Genomic DNA, 18,350 nt, shown 5'->3' on the forward strand with positions numbered 1-18,350 from the left:
AAGCAGCCCCAGGGTTTCCGCGAAGATGCACAAATTGCCGGGGCTGCTTCGCAGCCCATCCGACCGGTCCGGCGCCCCGGCAAGGCCGCTCCTACAGGTTCTTTGCCTGCCTTGAAAGGATGCGAGCCATGTGGAAGCGTTCAAGCCCGCTCCCACAGGGAATCTCGGCACGGCTCTATCGAGCCTTGCGCGGTAGTTCGATAATCACCCGCAGCCCGCCTTGAGGGCTTTCCGACAGCGCCAACCGCCCCCCCCAGGCCTCAACGATATCGCGCACAATTCCTAGCCCCAGGCCATGCCCGTCAACCTGCTCATCCAGCCGCGAACCGCGCTCCAGCACCTGCTGCCGCTGCCCCTCGGGAACACCCGGCCCATCGTCATCGACCCACAGCCGATAACCCTCGGTATCCGATGCAATACCCAGGCGCACCTCGCTGTCCGCCCATTTGCAGGCGTTGTCCAGCAGGTTGCCCAGCAGCTCCAGCACGTCCTCCCGGTCCCACGGCAACAGCAACCCCGGTGTCACATCACTGGCCAGCAGCAGCCCCTCGCCGTGGATCATGCATAAGGTCCCGAGCAACCCCGGCAACTCGGCATCACAATCGAACTGCGCCCCCGGCAGCGCATCACCTGCCAGGCGCGCACGGTTCAACTCACGCGCCAGGCGCTGCTGAATCTGCTCCAGCTGCTCACGCATCTGCGCACGCACCTCGGGTAAATCCTTCAGGCGCTCGCTGGACGCCAGGCTCAGCAGCACCGCCAGCGGGGTCTTCAGCGCATGGCCGAGGTTGCCCAAGGCATTGCGCGAGCGGCGCAGGCTGTCTTCGGTGTGGCTGAGCAAATGGTTGATCTGCCCCACCAGCGGCGCCAGTTCGCTGGGCACTTCGGCATCCAGCTGCGAACGCTGGCCCTGCTGCAGCTGGGCAATCTGCTGGCGGGCCCGCTCCAGGGGCCGTAGCGAGCGGGTTACGGTAATGCGCTGTAACACCAGCACCAGGATCAACGCGATCAGGCCCATGCCCAGGCCGATCTGTTGCAGGCGGCGGAAACCTTCACGTACCGGTGAGTAGTCCTGCGCCACGCTGATTGAAATGTCCTGGCCCAAGCGCCGGTAGTCGGCGCGCAAGGCCAGCAACTGCTGGCCTTCAGGGCCAAGTTCATGGCTGTCGGAAAGGCCCGGTGCGGCGGGCTTGGGCATATCCAGGTCCCACAACGAGCGTGAGCGCCATGTATTCTGCTGAAGGGCGCCATTGTCGAAATCGATGCGGAAGTAGTAACCCGAGAACGGCCGCTGATAGGCCGCCGAAATCCGCCTTTCGTCCAGCTGCAAACCGGACGGCCCGCGCACCAGGGCCACCAGCAGGTTTTCACTTTCCTTGCGCAGGCCGTTCTCCAGGTAGCGCTGCAGGCCGGCTTCGAACAGCCATAAGGTCAGTTGCGCCAGCACCACGCCAACCACCACCAGCACGGCAACCAGACCCAGGCTCAGACGCGCCTGGATCGATTTCACTCGCCGCTCCCGGCGTAGATGTAGCCTTGGCCGCGGCGGGTTTCGATGACACTGCGGCCAAGCTTGCGGCGCAGGTGGTTGACGTGCACTTCCAGAACGTTGGAATCACGCTCGGTCTCGCCGTCGTAGAGGTGTTCGGCCAGGTGGCTCTTGGACAGGATCTGCTGCGGGTGCAGCATGAAGTAGCGCAGCAGGCGGAATTCGGCGGCGGTCAGCTGGATATCCACGCCATCACGGCTGACGCACTGCCGGCTTTCGTCCAGGTGCAGGCCGGCCGCTTCCAGCTTCGGCTGGTTGGCCAGGCCACGGGCACGGCGCAACAGGGCCTGGATGCGCAGTTGCAGCTCTTCGGGGTGAAAGGGCTTGCTCAGGTAGTCATCGGCCCCGGCCTTCAGCCCCTCTATACGCTCGGCCCACGAACCGCGGGCGGTCAGGATCAGCACAGGCGTGGCCAGGCCACCGGCACGCCACTGCGCCAACACCTCCAGGCCCGGCAAGCCTGGCAAGCCGAGGTCGAGAATGATCAGGTCGTAAGGTTCGCTCTGGCCCTGGTACACCGCGTCACGGCCATCGGCCAGCCAGTCCACGGCATAGCCCTGGCGTTGCAGGCCGGCGATCAGCTCATCGGCCAGCGGTACGTTGTCCTCGACAAGCAACAGGCGCATTCAGTCGTCTTCCTCGTCTTTGAGCAGTGCGCCGGTGCTGGCGTCGAGCTTGATTTCGCGCACCACACCTTCAGCCGTCAGCAACTCAACTTCATATTCGTAGCGATCGTCGTCCTCTTCCAGTTCGGCTTCCAGCAAACGCGCCCCGGGGTAACGCCCCAGGGCGGTTTCCAGCAACTGTTCGAGTGGCAAGATAACGCCCTTCTGCCGTAGCTTCAGGGCTTCGTCCTGGTCGAGGTCGCGGGCAGCGGCCAGGGAACACACGGCCAGCAGCGCCAGCGCGAGGTAACGCGCTGGCCGCGGTAAGTGGATCATCAGTTGTCCCGCTCGTCCTTCAGTACTTCACCGGTCTTGGCGTCCAGCGCCACGTCCCATTCGACGTTCTGCGTGTCGCGCAGCTCGACCTTGTAGATGTAGCGGCCGTACTCGTCCTCCAGCTCGGAATCGGTGACGGTGGCACCCGGGTGCTTGGCCACGGCGGTGGCCTTGAGTTCGTCCAGCGACTTGATGGTCTTGGCATTGACCAGTTTGACCACTTCATCGGGCTGCACGTCCTTGGCGAAGGCGGCATTGGCACCGAAGGCAAGGGCGGCGGCGGTGAACAGGGCAGTCAAGGTTTTCATCGTTCTTCTCTCCTGAGAACTGTGCAAGTTGTCTACGGGGTTAAGATTAACCCGCGGGCCTTAATTCAACCTGAAAACAGCTGGCGGCATGATAGCGCAGCCGGTTTGCAATGGGGCGATGAGCGGCCAGGCGCATGGCGCTGACGGATGCTTGCCTTGGGATTTTGGTTGCCTGTCAGATCGAGCGCCGCCCGCGCGGCGCATCGCGGATAAATCCGCTCCTACATTTGTTGCAACGTGGCCATGCCTGACAGGCCATGGTTGTCAGCCGGTTTGCAAGACTCAAGACATGCACCAGGGCGGGCAACCATGGCGTCACAGGTTCGGCACGTTGCAACAAATGTAGGAGCGGATTTATCCGCGATGCGCCGCGCGGGCGGCGCTCGATCTGATAGGCGCTGAAGAGATTGAGTCAAACTGGTAAACTGCGCGCATTATTGATTCACACAGAGTTATGACAGCGTGGAAATCTTCAAGGATTCCACAGTGGATTCCCGCCGAAAACCGAGCGATACCATAGACAGCCATGGCGCCCTGAATGCGGCGCCATTGGCGTATCGCCTCGTACCACGCTGTACCTTCCCAATCCCAAAAACGTAGTACATCATCCAGTACATCCAACACACAGCGAGAGGCAATGTACTAGTGGCGCTCACGGACACCGCGGCCAGGCAGGCCAAGCCCCGGGAAAAGGGCTACACCCTTGCGGACTCGCTAGGGCTCACGCTGTACATCGCCGAAACCGGCGTAAAGAGCTGGCATTTCAGGTTCACCTGGCTCGGCAAGCAGGCCAGGATTTCCCTTGGGACCTACCCAGAGATCGGTTTGAAGGAGGCACGTGCGCGAAGGGACGAGGCGCGCGAAGAGGTTGCGCAGGGAAAAGACCCACGCGAATCAAGGAGGATGAAGAAGACAGAGCGCCTTGGCGCCCAGGAGAGGACATTCCGCCGCGTCTACGACGAGTGGCTGGAATTCAGGAAGGGAAGCCTGACCGAATCGACGGTCAAGATCATTTCGAATGCGATGGAGCTGGATGTGCTGCCAGCGTTCGGCCTGCGTCAGATCGATTCGATCAAGCGGTCCGATGTGATCACGCTGATTCGCCGCATTGAGCGCCGAGGTTCGGTGACCACGGCCGTAAAGACCAGGCAGTGGATTGGCCAGATTTTTCGGTATGCGATCGCCACCGGAATGATCGAGAACAACCCCACGGCGGAAATGCACACTGTCACCGAGAGGATGGCCCCGCACAAAAACAGGCCGTTCCTCGCCTTCTCGGAAATGCCGACCATCATCAAGGCCATCGAGGAAAGCCAGTCAGGGCTGCAACTGCAGTGGGCCACCAAACTGCTGATCCTCACAGCCTGCCGGCCGGCTGAGGTTCGCAAAGCTGAATGGGCGGAGATCGACCTGGACACAGCGACCTGGTCGATACCGGCCGCCAAGATGAAGATGCGCCGCGACCATGTGGTACCGCTGTCGCGCCAGGCCCTGGAAATTCTACGCTCCATGCTGCCGATCTCAGGCGGGATGAAGTATGTGTTCCCAAACCGGTCTGACGCGGTACGGCCGATCGGCATCAACTACGCGGTAAACCTGCTGGATCGTTGCGGCTATACCGGCCGGCAGTCGCCCCATGGGTTCAGGCACTTGTTTTCAACGGAGATGAACAGCCGTGGCTACAACAAGGACTGGATCGAGCGTCAACTTGCCCACGCCGACAGCAGCGCCATCCGTGATGTGTACAACCACGCCACATATATAGAGCAGCGCCGCGACATGATGCAGACCTGGGCCGATATGGTGCTGCCACCAAAGGATTGATTGGTGGTCTATCACTCGTTCCCTTGGAGCGCCCATAGCCTTGCCGACTCGACGATCTCCAGCATGTCGACCAGGTCGCCGTCATCGACCTCTCGCCGCCGGCGCGCGGCATAGGCCATCTCATCAAGCACGGCGGCGCGCCCCTCGGGATCGGTAATCAGCGCGAATTGGTCGTTCAGCTCATCAAGCCAGGCCTGCGGCAGGTCAGTTGCCATAATCGCCCACCGCCCGGCACCACCACGACTGGGCATACAGAACGCCATCGATTTCCTCGACACCGTTGATGTTGATCCCGAGCTGGGCCATGCCATTGAGCTTGGCGTCGTGCAGCCGGGGGATGATGTCGGGCCCGGGGGACGGATTGAAAACCCAGGCCTGGGTCGAAACCCGGCCCAGCGGCTCACTGTGGTGGTCACCGATGTGGATGTCAGCCCGCAGGGGTTGGACCTTCCTCAGCTGATCGGAAGGGATGGCTACGCCATTCACACGGCGGCGAACGAGGAGGAAGTACATGTTGCACCAAATACTGTATATGAATACAGTATTTCAGCATCAGGAAACGCAAACGCGCCAGTACCGCTCAGCGGACTATGCTTGTTTGCTCAGGCAGGAGGGCCGCGCATGTGTGGAAGGCTGAGCCAGTACCGAGGCATACACGACTTCGTTGAGACCCTGAGCCTGCCAGAGGCCTGGAAGAACAATGTAGGGGAACAGCCGCTTGGCAGGTACAACGTCGCGCCGACCACGCCTGTGGCGGTGCTGCGGGTGGATGACGCAGGCCCTCGGGCGGACCTGGTGAGGTGGGGATGGCGGCCGCACTGGGCAACCGACCGTGCTGCGCCGATCAACGCCCGGGTGGAGAAAGTGGCGCACGGCCCATTCTTCCGGTCAATCTGGCCAAACCGGGCTATAACGCCTATCGATGGCTGGTATGAATGGGTGAACGAGGGCGGGCCGAAGAAGCAGCCCTACTACATCCGACGTCGGGACGGGCGCCCTGCCCTTTGCGCGTCGATTGGCCAATTCTCCGGTGGCGAGCATGACGGGTTCGTCATCATCACCGCCGACGCCCAGGGCGGCATGGTCGATGTGCACGACCGCCGACCTGTCGTGTTATCGCCAGAGCTGGCGCACGAGTGGATCGCGGCAGGAATATCAAACGAGCATGCAGAGCAACTGGTGCTCAACCTGGGCGAGCCGGCCGAGGTCTTCGAGTGGTACCGAGTTAGCATGACCGTTGGCAATGTGCGTAATCAAGGCGCCGAACTGATCAACCCAGTTAGTGAACCGGGCCAGCAGGGCCGCCTAACGCTTTGAGCTGGTAGTCGGTTACCGCCTGGAACTGAGACTCAGCGATCAGCCGCAACCGCTCGACTTCGTCGGCTGGCCTGCCAGCCACCTGAGCGTCGTGATAACGCTTCATGGCGTCCACGGCGTCGGTGTACATGGGGTGATCAGGCATTAGGACTTCTGGCTGCTTTGGCTTCATGCCGACGACCTTTTCACTTGGTAAGGCCATTATAGATCGACTCGCACGCCAGGCCGGCTATTCGACTTCGCTCAAGCGCTTTCGCGAGGTCTCCCGCCATTCGGTCAGACTCTTCAAGCAATCCCCCGAGCACCACGACGGCAGACTCTCCTGCCTGGCGCTGCTGGGTAGCGATGGTATCGCAGGTGGCTCGGTGGCCATCCCGCAGTCGCTTGATCTCCCCGCGCAACCCGCCAGCAGCAGACTCAGCAGCAGCGGCACGGCCCTGGGCCAGTTCCAGTTCCTGTCGTGCACTCTCGCCCTCCTCGTCCGCCACGGCCTGGCGGCGCCGCTCTTCAGTTCTGCTCTGAGCCGCGGCGCGCCGGTCGCGCTCAGCCACCTGCAAGCGGAAGTCGGATAGCTCCGACCATGCGACCGACGCTTCCGATTTTCCCGCTCCCACGCGAATTTCCTGGGTCCCAGCCACCAGCACCAGGGCGATCAGCCACCAGCACCAGGCTGGTACCGCAGCCAGCCAGTTCACGCCAGCGCCCGCCGAATACCTTCCTCGATCACTTCGGCCTTGTAGGGGTTGCCGCCGTTCTCATGGATGATGATGCCCACGACGGCCTCACGCAGAACGGCGCGCTTGGAGATGTCGATGGAGTCGCGGACGCCCACGCTGAGGCGCCTGGCAATGGCCTGCGCATACGCCAGGGTGTTGTTCTCGCTTGATGGCGCCCAGCGGCTGATGAACTCCAACGGGGTATCGATGCCGGGGCGGCCTACACCGGGCATGCCATCCTTGCCCCGGTAGTTGAGCAGCAGCTTTCCCAAGGCACGGATGCCATTCTCAGCCTGATCAAACCGGGCGAAGCGTGGGATGGCCACGCCGACCTCCAGGCCGAGCTGCCCCTGCCAGGCGTTGCGTGGGTTGAAATCGATGTTGCCGGGGTTGTTGTTGCGGACGCCGCGGGGTGTGGACATGGTTTCTCCAGGTGTAAGAAAGCCCGCGCATGGCGGGCTGCATGAATTTCAGGCACAAAAAAACCGCTCAAGGCGGTTGCTGTACTCCAATCACATGGCTAGCCGAGTATTCCCAAGCGAACCATGCGCTTGACGATTGGGACCAATTGAGCCTCAACCTCCGAGTCTGTCAGGAATACCGAGTGGAAAGCGGCAAGGGTGATATCACTTTCGCCGGTGAACCCAGTGGTTGCAGAACCAATCCGGTAACGGTTTCCAGTCAGCACCCTGGGAGTTGTGACTGCGCCGGTGACCTTTACTCCTGCAGTGTGATCGACTAAGACAGTTGCGAGCCCAGACTTGGCTCGGATGCTCCGGATCGCCCAGCCGTTGGTTGGCGTTCCGTTCGCGGAAAGCGTGGTCGTGCTGGAGGTGCCAGAACCTGAATCCCGAGATGACGATCCCTTGAACAGTGATGGATGATCAAGGAACAGGTTTACACCCGAAGCGTTACCGGTGAACCCTGGCGATGAAACAGGCCCGATGTGAGCACCGGCTAGAAATACAGAATCCACGCCAGCGACCAGCGGGTTGGCGGCCTTGCCTACGATGATCAACGTCATTTCGTCGCTGTCGGCAACCTGGGTCTGCAGGTAGTTCACATTGCCCTTGAATCGCCCGTGGCTGGCGAACGCAGTCGGCGCGCCGACGATAATCGCGTCAGGCTTGCCCGGGGCACGGTTGAAACCGAAGCGCCGAGCGTCGGTGTCCAGCGTAAACCAACCCTCAAGCCCTCGAGTAATAGGCGGAACCACCTTGGTATTCCAGGGGGCAGTGGAGTTTTGCGCAATCAGTTGAACGCCCATGTGTGATCCTTGATGTCAGTGAAGTTCGAGTGCCGCGGCTGCAACGTAGGCTGCCAGGGCTTCATACAGGCCAAGCCGGCCCGCGCCCTCGGGATGAATGAAGTTGAGGAAGTTGCCGGAAATGAATCCATCCGCGTCTGGTGTCGAGGCGGCAAGCGGATAGCCGGCCTCTGAACTGACGTGAGCCCAGGTCGGAGCCATGTAAACCTTGCTGCTCGCGTAGTCGGTGATGGCCTTGCGCATCGCCCGAATCATCGGCGCGTAATGGGTGACCCAAAGGTCATTCCGTTGACTGGTGAACGCCGTGCCCGGGAGCGACCGAACGATTCGCGCATTGGGCCACGCCGCATGGATCTGCTTGTAGATCAGCATGTCGTCAGCATAAATCTGGCCGCCGATCTCATCCGCAGCCCGGTCACGCACGTTGTTGGTGCCCAGTGCGTTGATCACAACGTCAGGGGTCTCCAGCGTGAAGCGAGACTGGTAGAACGCCGGGTCGAACACGTAACCGTTACGCACAATGTCGGCCGGGTCGGATTCGGTCGCTGCCCTCACGAACGGGTTCTTGCGCTGCTTCTCGCTCTTCCCCATGTTCTTGTAGGTGTCTTCTGTTCCAGGCGGAACAATCTGCAGGCGGTCGATGATGTCAGCCGTGAAGTCGCCAGTCTCCCAGCCTTCGCGCCCCTCACCGTATTCACCGGTCATGTCCTCGTTATCCGTGGGGCTCGACGAGCCTTTGAGTGTACCGATCATGGTCGGGGCAAAGCCTAGGTCCTGAAGGTACTTCTTCAGCAGCATGCTGCCCTGGCGGTTGACGATGCTGTCGCCAATCAAGAGCACCTTAATGGGGGTTGGCGATGATTGTTGGGGCACGTTCAGCAAGGTGAGCGGCATCGACATGCGAGTGTCTGGGCTGCCAGTAGACCGCATCCGCAGAGCGGCCTTACCCCCGAAGGCACCACCTTTGATGCGCAGCACCTTCCCCTCGCTCATGGCGCTGGTGTCCATGCTGTCGACTGCTGCCACTACAGATTCAAATCGGTCGCGGTGGACCAATAGGTTGCTGATATGGATCGACATATCGCCTTGCTCGGGCACTGCGATAGTGTTGTGGAACAACAGGCCGCCTTCGAATGGCACGGCCTGCTCTGAAGATGCAGCATCTTGAGCAGTCGGATCCCAAAGAACCTCGTCTTCTTCAGTGGTCAGCGTGATGCCTGGCAGGTCGTTGTAACGCACCTCCAAAGGGCCCAGCCGAAAAACATTGCCATCGGCATACAGAACGGTTCCGCCCTCACCGTCACCGATAAACGTGAAGGACTTGTCGCTGGAGACGGTAAAGCCTGGCACGTTGAAGCTTTGCTCGGTGATTGATCCTAGCTTGGCGCGCTCCTCCGTCAGGATTGACACGTATTCGGTGTCGCTGTAGCTAGCAGCGATCAACCCGTTGATTGACTCAACGGCCTCAGCACTGGAAACACGTCCCATTTCCACAGCCACGCCCGCATCGTTGCGATAACGGGTCTCATAGGTTCTACCGAGCGAGGGTACCGTGAAAAACCTGTTCTGCGTGCCAGTTCCACTCGTAGCCGCAAGGCCATCGGCGATGGTTGGGTAGCTGTTCTTGCTGGCAAGAAACTCGGTGTAAATCTTCTTCAGCGTCGGCTTGGTGACGCCATTGATAACGACAAAGTCCTCATCGGACAGAAATAGCTCATTGCCATTGGCCACAAGCTCCTGGAAGAGCTGCAGCGACTCTGCGCCGGTCATATTGTTTCCTCAATAAAAAAGCCCGCACTGGGGCGGGCTTGGTAACTGCTGCGGCGTCATGCCGGCGGGAACTGGTCGTCGTAGGTGTACACGCGGGCGTCGTAGGGCATGCCCTTCATCGCCGTATTGCCGTTGGCTGGGTCGGAACTGGTGATCAGCACCGGGTAGGCCCAGCGCGCGGCCGGACCGAACAGGATATGCGGCGGCTCCAGCGGGCCATCAACTACTGGCGTGAAGTCGAGCTCTTCGACCCGGACGGTGTACTGGTCAACCTGCGTGGCGGTCCATGGACCTGACAACGTGCCGTCCAGCTTGCGCACGCCGATTCGGTGCTCGCCGCCGGCGCTGAAGTCCAGCGGCTCCGACGAGGTCAGCAGCGTTCCCGACCCAGTCACCTCGAAGGCCAGAAGAATCGCGCTCTGGCACCGCTTTGGCGCGTCATCCGCAACGGCCGCGAAGCTCAAGTAGCCGCTGTTGCTGCCGTCCATCTCGGTTTCCCAGGTGTAAATGTCGGTCCTGAACTTCTGGTGACCACGCCGGCGCATGCCGACACGCCAGGCCCTGGTTCTGTCGCTGACTCCAGGCATCTTGATTTTCTCGACCTTGGTGCCGAGGTCACCAGGCCAACGGCACTCGACCGTCTCCCACGCCCAGGTGGTGCGCGAGAAGAACTCCACATCCACGCCGTCGAAGTCGTTGATCGATGGCATGGCGCCGCTGATCTTCAACATCTTGGTCATGTTCTGCGGAGAGTAGGTCTGGGTTTTCGGGCCGTAGGTCACGTCGAACGCTGCCCGGGCGCTATCCCGAACCGGGCGCAGCAGACCCCGGAACGTCACCAACTCGCCGAACCCGCACGCCAGAGCGTTGTTGATCATGTCCTTGACCGTGATCGTCGACTCAAGCGTCTCGTCGTAGGTGTCGCCGCGGGCAACGCAGATGTTGTGGAAAGCCTGCCACTCGGGCAGATCCAGATCATCATCCGTATACCCGCGCTGCTTCAGCTGGTAGATGCACCAAGGCACGATGTCGCGGCTTGGCCCGGTTCCGCCCTCCATCAGCGGCAGGATACGGGTTGCCTCGACGCTGACTTGGCTCTCCGATTGCGCAGAAAGCCGGTCACCGCCACGGATGTTGCAGGTTATGACCGTCAGTCCTGGGTAGCTGGTGGGCGAGTTCTGCATGCGCCCGCGCAGGTCTGTCCAGGTTGCGTCATCCCTCGCTTCATCGTTGATCCGGCCAGGGCGGTCCTTGTAGAGCTTGCGCACCCTGGCCTCGGCACGCATCGCATAGGGAAGCGCGACGCGCCCGGTGAACCCTTGCGCATCCAGCGACCCGCCGTAGTTCATCTGCTCGAGCACAGTCCAGGCGCCGGCCACGTCCATGTCGCGGTACTCGAACACGTAGTAGGTCGGAATCTCGTAAATCTGCCCTTCCCGACCGATACCGGCCAGGCCGTTGGCGTAGGTGACCGTCCACTCCAGCTCGGTGACCTTCTCGTTATCCGGGCAGCAGGCGAATGGCCCACGGTACCCGCCCTGCAGGTTCGAGGCGTCCAGCGTGATTAGGCCGTTCACCGTCTGCATAGCGTTGAAGCCAGGCCAGCCTGCATCAGTCGATCCTGACGAGGTCAGGCGCTCAACCTCGAGCAAGCTCGTGCTGAAGGCCGTGATCCGGTACCGCAGCCCGCGCGGGCCGATGGTTGCCAGGCCCTGGCCCAGTGCGAGGCCCACCACAGGGGAGCCTCCGTCATAGTCCAGCGTCATTTCCGCTGGCTGCTCGGGAATGGCACTGGTCGTGGCCGTGCCAGTCACCCCGACCGGAGACGATCCCAGGATGGTGGATACGCCGGTCGCCGTGATGGCCTGGCCGGCGAACGGCGTTAGCTCAACGAAGCGCACCATACCGCTGCTCTGCTGCGCCTGGAATGGCGTCCCGCTGAGCTGGGTATTCAGTGCGGATACCAGGCCAGTGAGATCGGTTGTAGCGGTGTTCAGCGTCACCGGGTAGGTGGACGCGCCCCGTACCAGGCTAAAGCTCAAAGGCGTGACGTCGAAGTCGTACCTGCTGGGCGCGGCCGAGCCGGTCAGCGTCGACGCGGTGCCGGGGTTGGCCGGTACGCCAGGGCTGTATGGCGTGTAGCTGTTGACCACGTATAGGCCAGCATTCGCCCCGGCCACCTCAATGAGCATCCCAGCCGTGGGATTCAGCATCTCCAGCGGGCCACGGATGATGTCACGGCCTGCGCCACCGTCGATCACCGTGTAGGTATACGGCGCAAGCACCCGAACGATGATGCCGTTCGACCAGTCGGCCGGGAACTGGCCCGAGCCGGCCGGCACGCTGATCGTATCGCCGACGAACTGGTACGCCGAAGCCGTGGCCGACCTGGTGAGGTCGGTGGCCATGGTCAGTTCCAGGCCGGCCGAGCCGCTGGAGCTTGCCCCTACCTCTGGCACGTTGAACCAGTTGATGTGAGCAGGATCTGCCGACAGGTCGGCACCTGGCGGATAGATCGTGAACGTCGCGTCGGCGCCCAGGGAGATCAGCGGGGTTTCGCCCACCTTCACCTTGGCCAGCGGCACGTCGTACTCGCCCTCGCCGATGTACAGCAGCATTTCAACGCGCTGGTCACGCGGAGCGACATGCGCCCGGCGGGGCTGGGTCAGATACGACGGATAGACCCTTTGGTGCCCTGCGATCTGGCGCACCGGCTCCCCCAGCTTGACCTTGTTGCCCTTGGCGCTGGCTTCGGTCAGGGGGTCGCCCTGCTGAGTGCCGGCGCTGGATGGCATGCCGGGCATCTTGGGCATAACCAGCTTGGCGAATGCCTTCACCCCAGCAAAAAGGGTGAACCCCATGAAGGCCTGCTCCAGACCTTTCGGCTCCCGATAGATCTGCAACAAGTCGACAGGCTTGAATTTCACCTTGTGCCACAGGTGCTGCTCGATCACCTCATCGTTCAGTACCACGCTGATTGGCGGGCTCTCGCGGCGCTCATACGAAGGCGCCAAAGATTTCAGCCACTCTTCGATGGTGATTCGGCGGTCGGTCTTCCACATGCCCATTGGAGCAGTGTTAGACATCTTGTTCGGATAGAACTCGACGGTCATCGGTAGTACACCACCCTGGGATATGCGGCTTCAAAGTCGCCAGTTGTCCGGAGGCAGGCGCCGCCGGGGTTTGTGTCCAGCACCTTCAGCCGTCCTTCGCTCAGGAGGACCGTGCCGACATGCAGAAGCGCGTTCCCACGCAGCACTGCGGCAATGGCTCCAGGCTCCGGAGCGCATTCCTCCATCGCCTGACGGAGGCTGCGATAGGCCTTGGTGTTTTCTCGGATCTTGTCCTTGCCAACCGCTCCCAAGGATGGGAGCCATGGCAGACCGAACAAGTCGTGACGGATCGCCCGGCACAGCCCCCAGCAATCGAAGGCAATAGGCCCCCGTGCACCCTCGCGATACGGGGCGCGCATGAATTTCTCGATCATGGTCAGATGTACTTCAGGCCAGGTGCAAGAGAGGTGGTCAGCACGGTGCGCAGACCGTTGGTGTTGAGCAGGTCGAAGAAGCCAGCGGTGAGCTTCGCCACGTCGTCTTCATATTCACGACTGAGCAGCGTCATGCGGTACCGCTCTTGCGGGAACGACAGGTCTTCGGCCAGGTAGCGCCGGAAGGTGATGATGAAGCGGTCGTCGGCCGACTTGGCTTCCTCGACGATCTCTTGCACTTCGCCGGTCACGTTGTCCAGGCCCAGCACCAGATTCTGGAATGCGCTGTTGTCGTTCTTCGGCAGGGCCAGGTCCATGGCCATCGCGATGAACGTCAGCGTGCGGCCGTCCTCGGTGGTGCACACCCGGTCTTCCCATCCCGAGCAGTACAGGTGGGAGACCGTGCCACCCTCCTTCCGCGCCTCGATCGTGTCGACAAGCTCACCGCGCCCCGAGGCGTAGCATTCTTCTATCAGGCTCATCCGAAGTAATCCGTATGCCATTTTTCGAGGATGGATTGAAGGTTGCCGTTGAACTGATCCAGCGGCATGCCCAGGTAGGCGCCGAGGTACTGGTCCTCGGTGTAGACCGGGCGCTCCTTAAGCTGGAGAACCGCCGAATACCGCCACCTGGTGATCTGGGTTAGGTCCGGGCCCTGGTAGATGCCCTTGAAGTGCGCCTGATAGGTCTTGAGACCCAGCGGCGTCTGCAACTGCATCTCGAACCACTCGAAGCCGTTGTTGATCGCCCAGACATACCAGCCCTCAAACAGCGCCGCCTCTTCCTGGCTGAAGTTGAAATTGACCTTCACCTCGGTTGGCACATACCTGTGCCTGACCCGGTATCGCGTGCGCCCAGTGGTCATCTGGGTGGCCCGCATCGGATCAACCGTGCTCAGGCCATACCCCTCCTGCAGAGGAAGTGGCAATTCTGCCGGGTATTGAATCATTGCCATTCCTCATGTCATGGCTATTTGCGACCACTCCGTCATATCCTCCAAGCGCCCCGAGGTGTAGGAGCCGGCGGGGCTTGGATAAATACTGAACAGGAAGATCGTATGAGCTATGAAAACCCATCGGATATTGAAAGAGAGCTGCACGAAATGGTTACCAGGCTGAGCACCGAGCTTTCATCGGTTCGCTGCCTGGTTACTGGCCTCTGCCAGCACATCAAGACCAGTCAAGGCCAGGAGGCGCTGGACGCTGTGATTGCCACAGCTCTAGCAGAAGTCAAGGAATGCGATCGCGCTTACGCCCTTCCGGCAGACAGCGATACGGTAAGGCTTTTCGCCAAAGGACTCGTGAAGCGCTAGACCAAGGGAGGCAGCCCTAAGGCCTCCTCGATTCGGGCAAGCCTTCGCTGCAAGAGGTTGGCTTGCCTTTCCTTCTCGTCAAGCGCGAGCCTCATGCGCTCCAGTCTCTCGGACCACGAAATCTCTCTCGATAATTGCCCTTCTTGGCTTTCGCCGGCGGCCTGTGCGTCGCTACTGATACCGTCCATCCTGAATTCCTCTTTGGTTCGTGTTATGGATTAGCCGCCAGATCGCCGGGCACCATATGCGCCTTCGTAGGAGTCGACTACGTCGCCGTAGCCTGACGCGAACTGCCCGGCTACCTCTTGCACAGCCCTGTCGGTTGCCTCTCGGATAATGAAATCGATGTCTCCGTTAGGCATGCGGCGCTGCTCTACCTGAGCGCTGGAGTAGTTGTGGACGTTGATGTTTTGCTGCATACCCGCCGCGCTGGTGGTGCCGGATTTGGATCCGCCTGCCATGCGCGCGGATGTGATGGGCGTTACGTTGCCAGTGCGAAGCGCCTCGACCGCGGACACTCCGCCGAAACGACGGATATCAGCCTGTGACCAGACGACCTCGCCCTTGTGCACCACGCCGGCCGGTTCATACTTCCCGCCAGAACCCGTGTAGCCGCCCTCGGAGAAACCCTTGAGCAGCGCGTAGGCCGCGACGAGCGCGGTACCTCCCACCACAGCCGCCGCGCCGAACGTACCAATGGACGCCACAAGCGCCGCAGGAGCCCAAGAGGCTAGAGTTTCCGCAGCTGCCGCCAGGTTGGCGGTAAGCACTGTGCCGATGGATGCCAGACTGCTGGACGTAGTCACCGCGTCCGTTGTCAGCTTGGCCGTGGTCTTGACGCCTTCCGCGGCTACCGTCTCGGTTGCCTCAGCTTCGATCCCTGCAAGCTTGAGGGCCTGCATGACAAGGAAGCGAGCTGTGATTTCCGAGAAAGCACTGAGCATCGAGTTGGCAACATCCCCGGCCAGGTTGCCGAAGGCATCGCCAAGGTCTTCCGTGCCCTTCACCAGACCTTGGATGCCCCCAGCCACAGAAGAGGTGGCATCACCCAGGATCGATTCCGTCGAATTCCTGGCCTGCTCGTTGTAGTTGGTGGCAATGTCGACGTAGTTCTGCCACGACTCCGACACGCCGGTCAGCCACTCCGACCGCATTGCATCCTGCGCTGCGTAGTAGTTCTGCTGATCGACCATGCGCGTGGCCAGGGCCGCACGCAGGGCCTCTGTTTCACCCTTGTAGAGATCGGTGTCGGCTGTGGTCGGGTTTTCGATCCGGTTGTAGTCCCGGGTTAGCTTGTCCAGTTGCTTCTGATAGTCCTGGCGGATTTTCAGATCGTCCTGGAGGCGTCGGCGCAACCGATCGCTCTGTCCGGCCCCAGCCAGTTCTACCTCTTGACCCTCGCGCGAAAGCTCTAGCTGCGACTGCAGGTTCTCCCTGAACGCCTTCAGCTTGGCCTCGTTATCTAGTCGCGCCTGGGTCAGCTGGTTAGCCTTCTCCAGTTCAGCGTTCTGCTTCTGCTGGGCCAGGTTCAGCTCAGCCATCGCCAGGACCTGCTTCTGCGACGTGGTGAGGTTCTTTTTCTCCTTGAGGTTGGCGATCTCGGTTTCGAGCTCGATCAGCTTGCGGGCCTCAGTGCCCAGTTTCTGGGTCTGGTCTACCTCACCGGCGATTACGCGGCTTTGCTGCTGCAGCACAGCGTAGCGCTGGCGGGCCTCGTCAAGCATGCGCTGGCCGGCGTCTTCCTTGACCGGCTTGGTAGTGCTCGAATCCTTGTAGGTCGGGTTGTTGCGGATGGCCTTGAGCGCGGCTTCCTCTTCCTGCTTGGTGATGACGTAGCCGGCAGCGCGCGCAGCGTTTATGCGCTTCTGCTCATCCTCAAGGGCTTTGTTCTGTTTCTGCTGTTTGGTGAAGTTCTGCTCGATGTTCTTCTGGTGCTGCTCGTAGGCAATCTGGCCTTCGCGCTGGATTCGAGCGTTTTCGGCTGCCGAGCGCGCCGACTCCTGTTCGGCCTTGGTTTTCTTTTCGTACGCGTCGAGCTCGGCCTGAAGCGCTTCAATTTGCTTCCTGTCGTTGAGCCCCTCGTAGCCCGTGTCCAAATTCGACTTCAGGTAGTTGATCTTCTGCTGGATCGCCTTTACATCGGGGCCTTGGTTCGCCCCCCTGCCGATGTCCAGGATCGCATCCCAACCGGCCTTGGCTGCGCCGGCAACATCGTTCCAGGCTCGCTCAAGAGTGCCCAGATTTTCCTTGATGGTGGCCGATCTCTCGGTGAAGGCCTTCGCCAGCGCCTCTTGCGCTATTGCCGCAGCAGCATCGTTATCGCCCTGCTCCTTGGCAGCCTTGATTTGCTCAAAAACCGATGCTGTAAGGAAGTTGTACTTGTCGTTCAGCTCAACTACGGCACGCACTGGGTCGTCAGCAAGACGAGCAAACTCAGCTACGGTTTCGGACACGGCCTTGCCGGTAGCCTTCTCGAACGAAACAGCGGCAACCGCAATTTCCTCGAATCGATCAATAGCAATCTTGCCAGTGGCGGCGATCTGAGCCAGGGCGGCAGCTGCACCACCGGTGGTCCCAGTGAGCGAGCCGACCCGCTCCGCCATCGCGGCCAGCTCGGTAGTCGTTGTTCCAGCTGCGTTCCCGGTGACCACCAAGGCCTTTCGAAATTCGTCCTGCTCTTTCGATCCCTGGTAGTACGCCACGCCGAGAGCGGTAGCAGCAGCTGCAGCCAGAGTGAATGGATTCACCAGCCCGAGCACGTATCCGCCCATGGCTTTCGCGGCAGCTCCGATGCCGCCAAATGAATCCTTGATCTGCGATCCTTGCTGCAGGAATACCGTCAACGGGGCTTGACCGCCCTGCAGACTGATGAAGATGTCGGAGAACTGCGCTGGAAGCATCCGCAAGGCGGCCGCATTCTGCTTTGCGGTGTTGCCGGTGCGGTTCAGGCCCTCGTCGAATCCTGTGAGTGCATTCCTGGCCTGATCAATTTTCCCCTGATATACCGCAAAGGTCTCCGCATCCAATGCCCCTATTTTCTTTTGCTGAGCAAGCTTTCGTTCTTGCTCGTCAAGTCTGTTCAGCGCCTTAGTTGTAGGATCAATGCTGGCCAGCAACTCTTTCAGACTCTCAGACTGAGAACCTGCAGCAGCATCAGCCTGACGGTTGGCCTCCACCACTTTCCGGGTAGATTCAGCGAGCTTGCCTTGGTTGGCAGCCAGGACCATATTCCCGGATAGAAGACCCTGTTGAGACTCTGAAAGACCAGTCGCAACATTTGCCAGATTACGCTGCTCTTGGGCAGCTTTGACCGATGCCTCCGCAATAGCCAATATTCTGGCTTTAGCCTGCTCGGCGGTCTCCCCAACAACCTTCTGAGCGCTTGATACGCCAGCCAGAGAATTCAGCGATTCCTGCAGTTTCCGGTTGTAGGCTTCGTATGCAGCTTGGTTTATTTGCCCGGAATCCCTGGCTTTAACAAGTGCCAGCTCTTGCGCAGCAAGGTCATTGAGCTTTTTGGTCAGGGGCTCGATCTTGCCAAGCAGGCTGTCCAGCTCCTTTCTTTGGCTGGCGGCTGCCTTCGCTGCCGCATCAGCGCTTTTTGCTGCTGACTCAGTTGCTGCCGACGCTTTGTCATTCGCGGCCTGCACCTTAGCCAAGGCCATAGCCAGGTTGGCGTAGTCAGAGCCAGACTTGCGAAGCGTGGAATTGGCTCGCACGCCCACCTGCTCCAGAGCCTCGAGAGCCGCCCTGACGCTGTTAACCTGCTGCTCTGCGCTTCTTCCGTCAACTTCAAGCTCGAGGCGGGATTTTAGCGCCATAGCTTTCTCCGGGCGTAAAAAAACCCGCACTAGGCGGG

At 60.9% G+C, this 18,350-nt stretch carries 18 protein-coding genes and 1 pseudogene; 3 read left to right on the top strand and 16 right to left on the bottom strand.

Annotation, left to right across the window (positions count from 1 at the left end):
• Window positions 1-175: 175 nt before the first annotated feature.
• The 4 genes from ACIP02_RS14055 to ACIP02_RS14070 are packed head-to-tail and all read right to left on the bottom strand — an operon-like array spanning window position 176 to window position 2,798.
• Window positions 176-1,510 carry a sensor histidine kinase gene (locus ACIP02_RS14055; protein ID WP_400617416.1) on the bottom strand — a complete coding sequence of 445 codons (1,335 nt, stop codon included), beginning with the start codon at window positions 1,508-1,510 and terminating at the stop codon, window positions 176-178.
• Window positions 1,507-2,175 (bottom strand): response regulator transcription factor, encoded by a 669-nt coding sequence (locus tag ACIP02_RS14060; protein WP_400617417.1) that lies wholly within the window; start codon window positions 2,173-2,175, stop codon window positions 1,507-1,509. Before ACIP02_RS14060 ends, ACIP02_RS14055 begins: the two co-directional genes overlap by 4 nt.
• Window positions 2,176-2,490 (bottom strand): PepSY domain-containing protein, encoded by a 315-nt coding sequence (locus ACIP02_RS14065; RefSeq protein WP_016485921.1) that lies wholly within the window; start codon window positions 2,488-2,490, stop codon window positions 2,176-2,178.
• Window positions 2,490-2,798 carry a PepSY domain-containing protein gene (locus ACIP02_RS14070; RefSeq protein ID WP_400617418.1) on the bottom strand — a complete coding sequence of 103 codons (309 nt, stop codon included), beginning with the start codon at window positions 2,796-2,798 and terminating at the stop codon, window positions 2,490-2,492. Before ACIP02_RS14070 ends, ACIP02_RS14065 begins: the two co-directional genes overlap by 1 nt.
• Window positions 2,799-3,443: 645 nt before the next feature.
• Here ACIP02_RS14070 and ACIP02_RS14075 point away from each other — a divergent pair.
• Window positions 3,444-4,622: a tyrosine-type recombinase/integrase gene (locus ACIP02_RS14075; RefSeq protein ID WP_400617419.1), complete on the top strand. Its 1,179-nt coding sequence runs from the start codon at window positions 3,444-3,446 to the stop codon at window positions 4,620-4,622.
• A gap of 26 nt (window positions 4,623-4,648) precedes the next feature.
• Here ACIP02_RS14075 and ACIP02_RS14080 read toward each other — a convergent pair.
• Together ACIP02_RS14080 and ACIP02_RS14085 are read right to left on the bottom strand one after the other, a co-directional pair.
• Window positions 4,649-4,837: pseudogene (locus tag ACIP02_RS14080) on the bottom strand (hypothetical protein); the annotation flags it as partial.
• A complete protein-coding gene (locus ACIP02_RS14085) occupies window positions 4,827-5,135 on the bottom strand; it encodes a hypothetical protein (RefSeq protein ID WP_100413141.1) in 309 nt (102 codons plus the stop codon). The gene ACIP02_RS14085 and the pseudogene ACIP02_RS14080, both read right to left, overlap by 11 nt.
• Window positions 5,136-5,243: 108 nt before the next feature.
• Here ACIP02_RS14085 and ACIP02_RS14090 point away from each other — a divergent pair, with 108 nt between their 5' ends.
• A complete protein-coding gene (locus ACIP02_RS14090) occupies window positions 5,244-5,939 on the top strand; it encodes an SOS response-associated peptidase (protein WP_400617420.1) in 696 nt (231 codons plus the stop codon).
• Here the strand turns inward: ACIP02_RS14090 and ACIP02_RS14095 are convergent.
• The 9 genes from ACIP02_RS14095 to ACIP02_RS14135 all read right to left on the bottom strand — a co-directional run bounded on the left by ACIP02_RS14095 (window position 5,902) and on the right by ACIP02_RS14135 (window position 14,128).
• Window positions 5,902-6,111, bottom strand: a complete 210-nt coding sequence (locus ACIP02_RS14095) for a hypothetical protein (protein WP_400617540.1) — start codon at window positions 6,109-6,111, stop codon at window positions 5,902-5,904. The genes ACIP02_RS14090 and ACIP02_RS14095 overlap by 38 nt on opposite strands.
• A gap of 13 nt (window positions 6,112-6,124) precedes the next feature.
• On the bottom strand, window positions 6,125-6,634 hold the full coding sequence (locus ACIP02_RS14100; RefSeq protein ID WP_400617421.1) for a DUF2514 family protein: 510 nt from the start codon (window positions 6,632-6,634) through the stop codon (window positions 6,125-6,127).
• Window positions 6,631-7,077, bottom strand: coding sequence for a structural protein P5 (locus ACIP02_RS14105; protein ID WP_400617422.1), 447 nt, complete (start codon window positions 7,075-7,077; stop codon window positions 6,631-6,633). The genes ACIP02_RS14100 and ACIP02_RS14105 overlap by 4 nt, the downstream gene beginning before the upstream one ends.
• Window positions 7,078-7,175: 98 nt before the next feature.
• Window positions 7,176-7,922 (bottom strand): hypothetical protein, encoded by a 747-nt coding sequence (locus ACIP02_RS14110; protein WP_400617423.1) that lies wholly within the window; start codon window positions 7,920-7,922, stop codon window positions 7,176-7,178.
• 15 nt (window positions 7,923-7,937) lie between these two features.
• Window positions 7,938-9,692: an SGNH/GDSL hydrolase family protein gene (locus tag ACIP02_RS14115; protein WP_400617424.1), complete on the bottom strand. Its 1,755-nt coding sequence runs from the start codon at window positions 9,690-9,692 to the stop codon at window positions 7,938-7,940.
• 56 nt (window positions 9,693-9,748) lie between these two features.
• On the bottom strand, window positions 9,749-12,805 hold the full coding sequence (locus ACIP02_RS14120; RefSeq protein WP_400617425.1) for a host specificity factor TipJ family phage tail protein: 3,057 nt from the start codon (window positions 12,803-12,805) through the stop codon (window positions 9,749-9,751).
• Window positions 12,802-13,179, bottom strand: coding sequence for a hypothetical protein (locus ACIP02_RS14125; protein WP_102667637.1), 378 nt, complete (start codon window positions 13,177-13,179; stop codon window positions 12,802-12,804). Before ACIP02_RS14125 ends, ACIP02_RS14120 begins: the two co-directional genes overlap by 4 nt.
• A gap of 2 nt (window positions 13,180-13,181) precedes the next feature.
• On the bottom strand, window positions 13,182-13,661 hold the full coding sequence (locus ACIP02_RS14130; RefSeq protein ID WP_400617426.1) for a DUF1833 family protein: 480 nt from the start codon (window positions 13,659-13,661) through the stop codon (window positions 13,182-13,184).
• Window positions 13,658-14,128, bottom strand: a complete 471-nt coding sequence (locus ACIP02_RS14135; protein ID WP_400617427.1) for a transposase — start codon at window positions 14,126-14,128, stop codon at window positions 13,658-13,660. The genes ACIP02_RS14130 and ACIP02_RS14135 overlap by 4 nt, the downstream gene beginning before the upstream one ends.
• Window positions 14,129-14,236: 108 nt before the next feature.
• Between ACIP02_RS14135 and ACIP02_RS14140 the strand changes: the two genes are divergently transcribed.
• A complete protein-coding gene (locus tag ACIP02_RS14140) occupies window positions 14,237-14,491 on the top strand; it encodes a hypothetical protein (protein WP_400617428.1) in 255 nt (84 codons plus the stop codon).
• A gap of 218 nt (window positions 14,492-14,709) precedes the next feature.
• Here the strand turns inward: ACIP02_RS14140 and ACIP02_RS14145 are convergent, their stop codons facing one another.
• Window positions 14,710-18,312: a phage tail length tape measure family protein gene (locus ACIP02_RS14145; protein ID WP_400617429.1), complete on the bottom strand. Its 3,603-nt coding sequence runs from the start codon at window positions 18,310-18,312 to the stop codon at window positions 14,710-14,712.
• Between the last annotated feature and the right edge of the window lie 38 nt (window positions 18,313-18,350).

Source organism: Pseudomonas sp. NPDC089408, assembly GCF_044749445.1.
Taxonomy (GTDB): domain Bacteria; phylum Pseudomonadota; class Gammaproteobacteria; order Pseudomonadales; family Pseudomonadaceae; genus Aquipseudomonas.

What these genes read in the sequence shown, in the direction of transcription:
- ACIP02_RS14140 (WP_400617428.1), top strand. Translation starts at nt 14,237, where the DNA reads ATGAGCTATGAAAACCCATCGGATATTGAAAGAGAGCTGCACGAAATG.
- ACIP02_RS14125 (WP_102667637.1), bottom strand. Translation starts at nt 13,179, where the DNA reads ATGATCGAGAAATTCATGCGCGCCCCGTATCGCGAGGGTGCACGGGGG.
- ACIP02_RS14060 (WP_400617417.1), bottom strand. Translation starts at nt 2,175, where the DNA reads ATGCGCCTGTTGCTTGTCGAGGACAACGTACCGCTGGCCGATGAGCTG.
- ACIP02_RS14130 (WP_400617426.1), bottom strand. Translation starts at nt 13,661, where the DNA reads ATGAGCCTGATAGAAGAATGCTACGCCTCGGGGCGCGGTGAGCTTGTC.
- ACIP02_RS14105 (WP_400617422.1), bottom strand. Translation starts at nt 7,077, where the DNA reads ATGTCCACACCCCGCGGCGTCCGCAACAACAACCCCGGCAACATCGAT.
- ACIP02_RS14110 (WP_400617423.1), bottom strand. Translation starts at nt 7,922, where the DNA reads ATGGGCGTTCAACTGATTGCGCAAAACTCCACTGCCCCCTGGAATACC.
- ACIP02_RS14120 (WP_400617425.1), bottom strand. Translation starts at nt 12,805, where the DNA reads ATGACCGTCGAGTTCTATCCGAACAAGATGTCTAACACTGCTCCAATG.
- ACIP02_RS14065 (WP_016485921.1), bottom strand. Translation starts at nt 2,490, where the DNA reads ATGATCCACTTACCGCGGCCAGCGCGTTACCTCGCGCTGGCGCTGCTG.
- ACIP02_RS14135 (WP_400617427.1), bottom strand. Translation starts at nt 14,128, where the DNA reads ATGATTCAATACCCGGCAGAATTGCCACTTCCTCTGCAGGAGGGGTAT.
- ACIP02_RS14145 (WP_400617429.1), bottom strand. Translation starts at nt 18,312, where the DNA reads ATGGCGCTAAAATCCCGCCTCGAGCTTGAAGTTGACGGAAGAAGCGCA.
- ACIP02_RS14115 (WP_400617424.1), bottom strand. Translation starts at nt 9,692, where the DNA reads ATGACCGGCGCAGAGTCGCTGCAGCTCTTCCAGGAGCTTGTGGCCAAT.
- ACIP02_RS14095 (WP_400617540.1), bottom strand. Translation starts at nt 6,111, where the DNA reads ATGAAGCCAAAGCAGCCAGAAGTCCTAATGCCTGATCACCCCATGTAC.
- ACIP02_RS14070 (WP_400617418.1), bottom strand. Translation starts at nt 2,798, where the DNA reads ATGAAAACCTTGACTGCCCTGTTCACCGCCGCCGCCCTTGCCTTCGGT.
- ACIP02_RS14085 (WP_100413141.1), bottom strand. Translation starts at nt 5,135, where the DNA reads ATGTACTTCCTCCTCGTTCGCCGCCGTGTGAATGGCGTAGCCATCCCT.
- ACIP02_RS14090 (WP_400617420.1), top strand. Translation starts at nt 5,244, where the DNA reads ATGTGTGGAAGGCTGAGCCAGTACCGAGGCATACACGACTTCGTTGAG.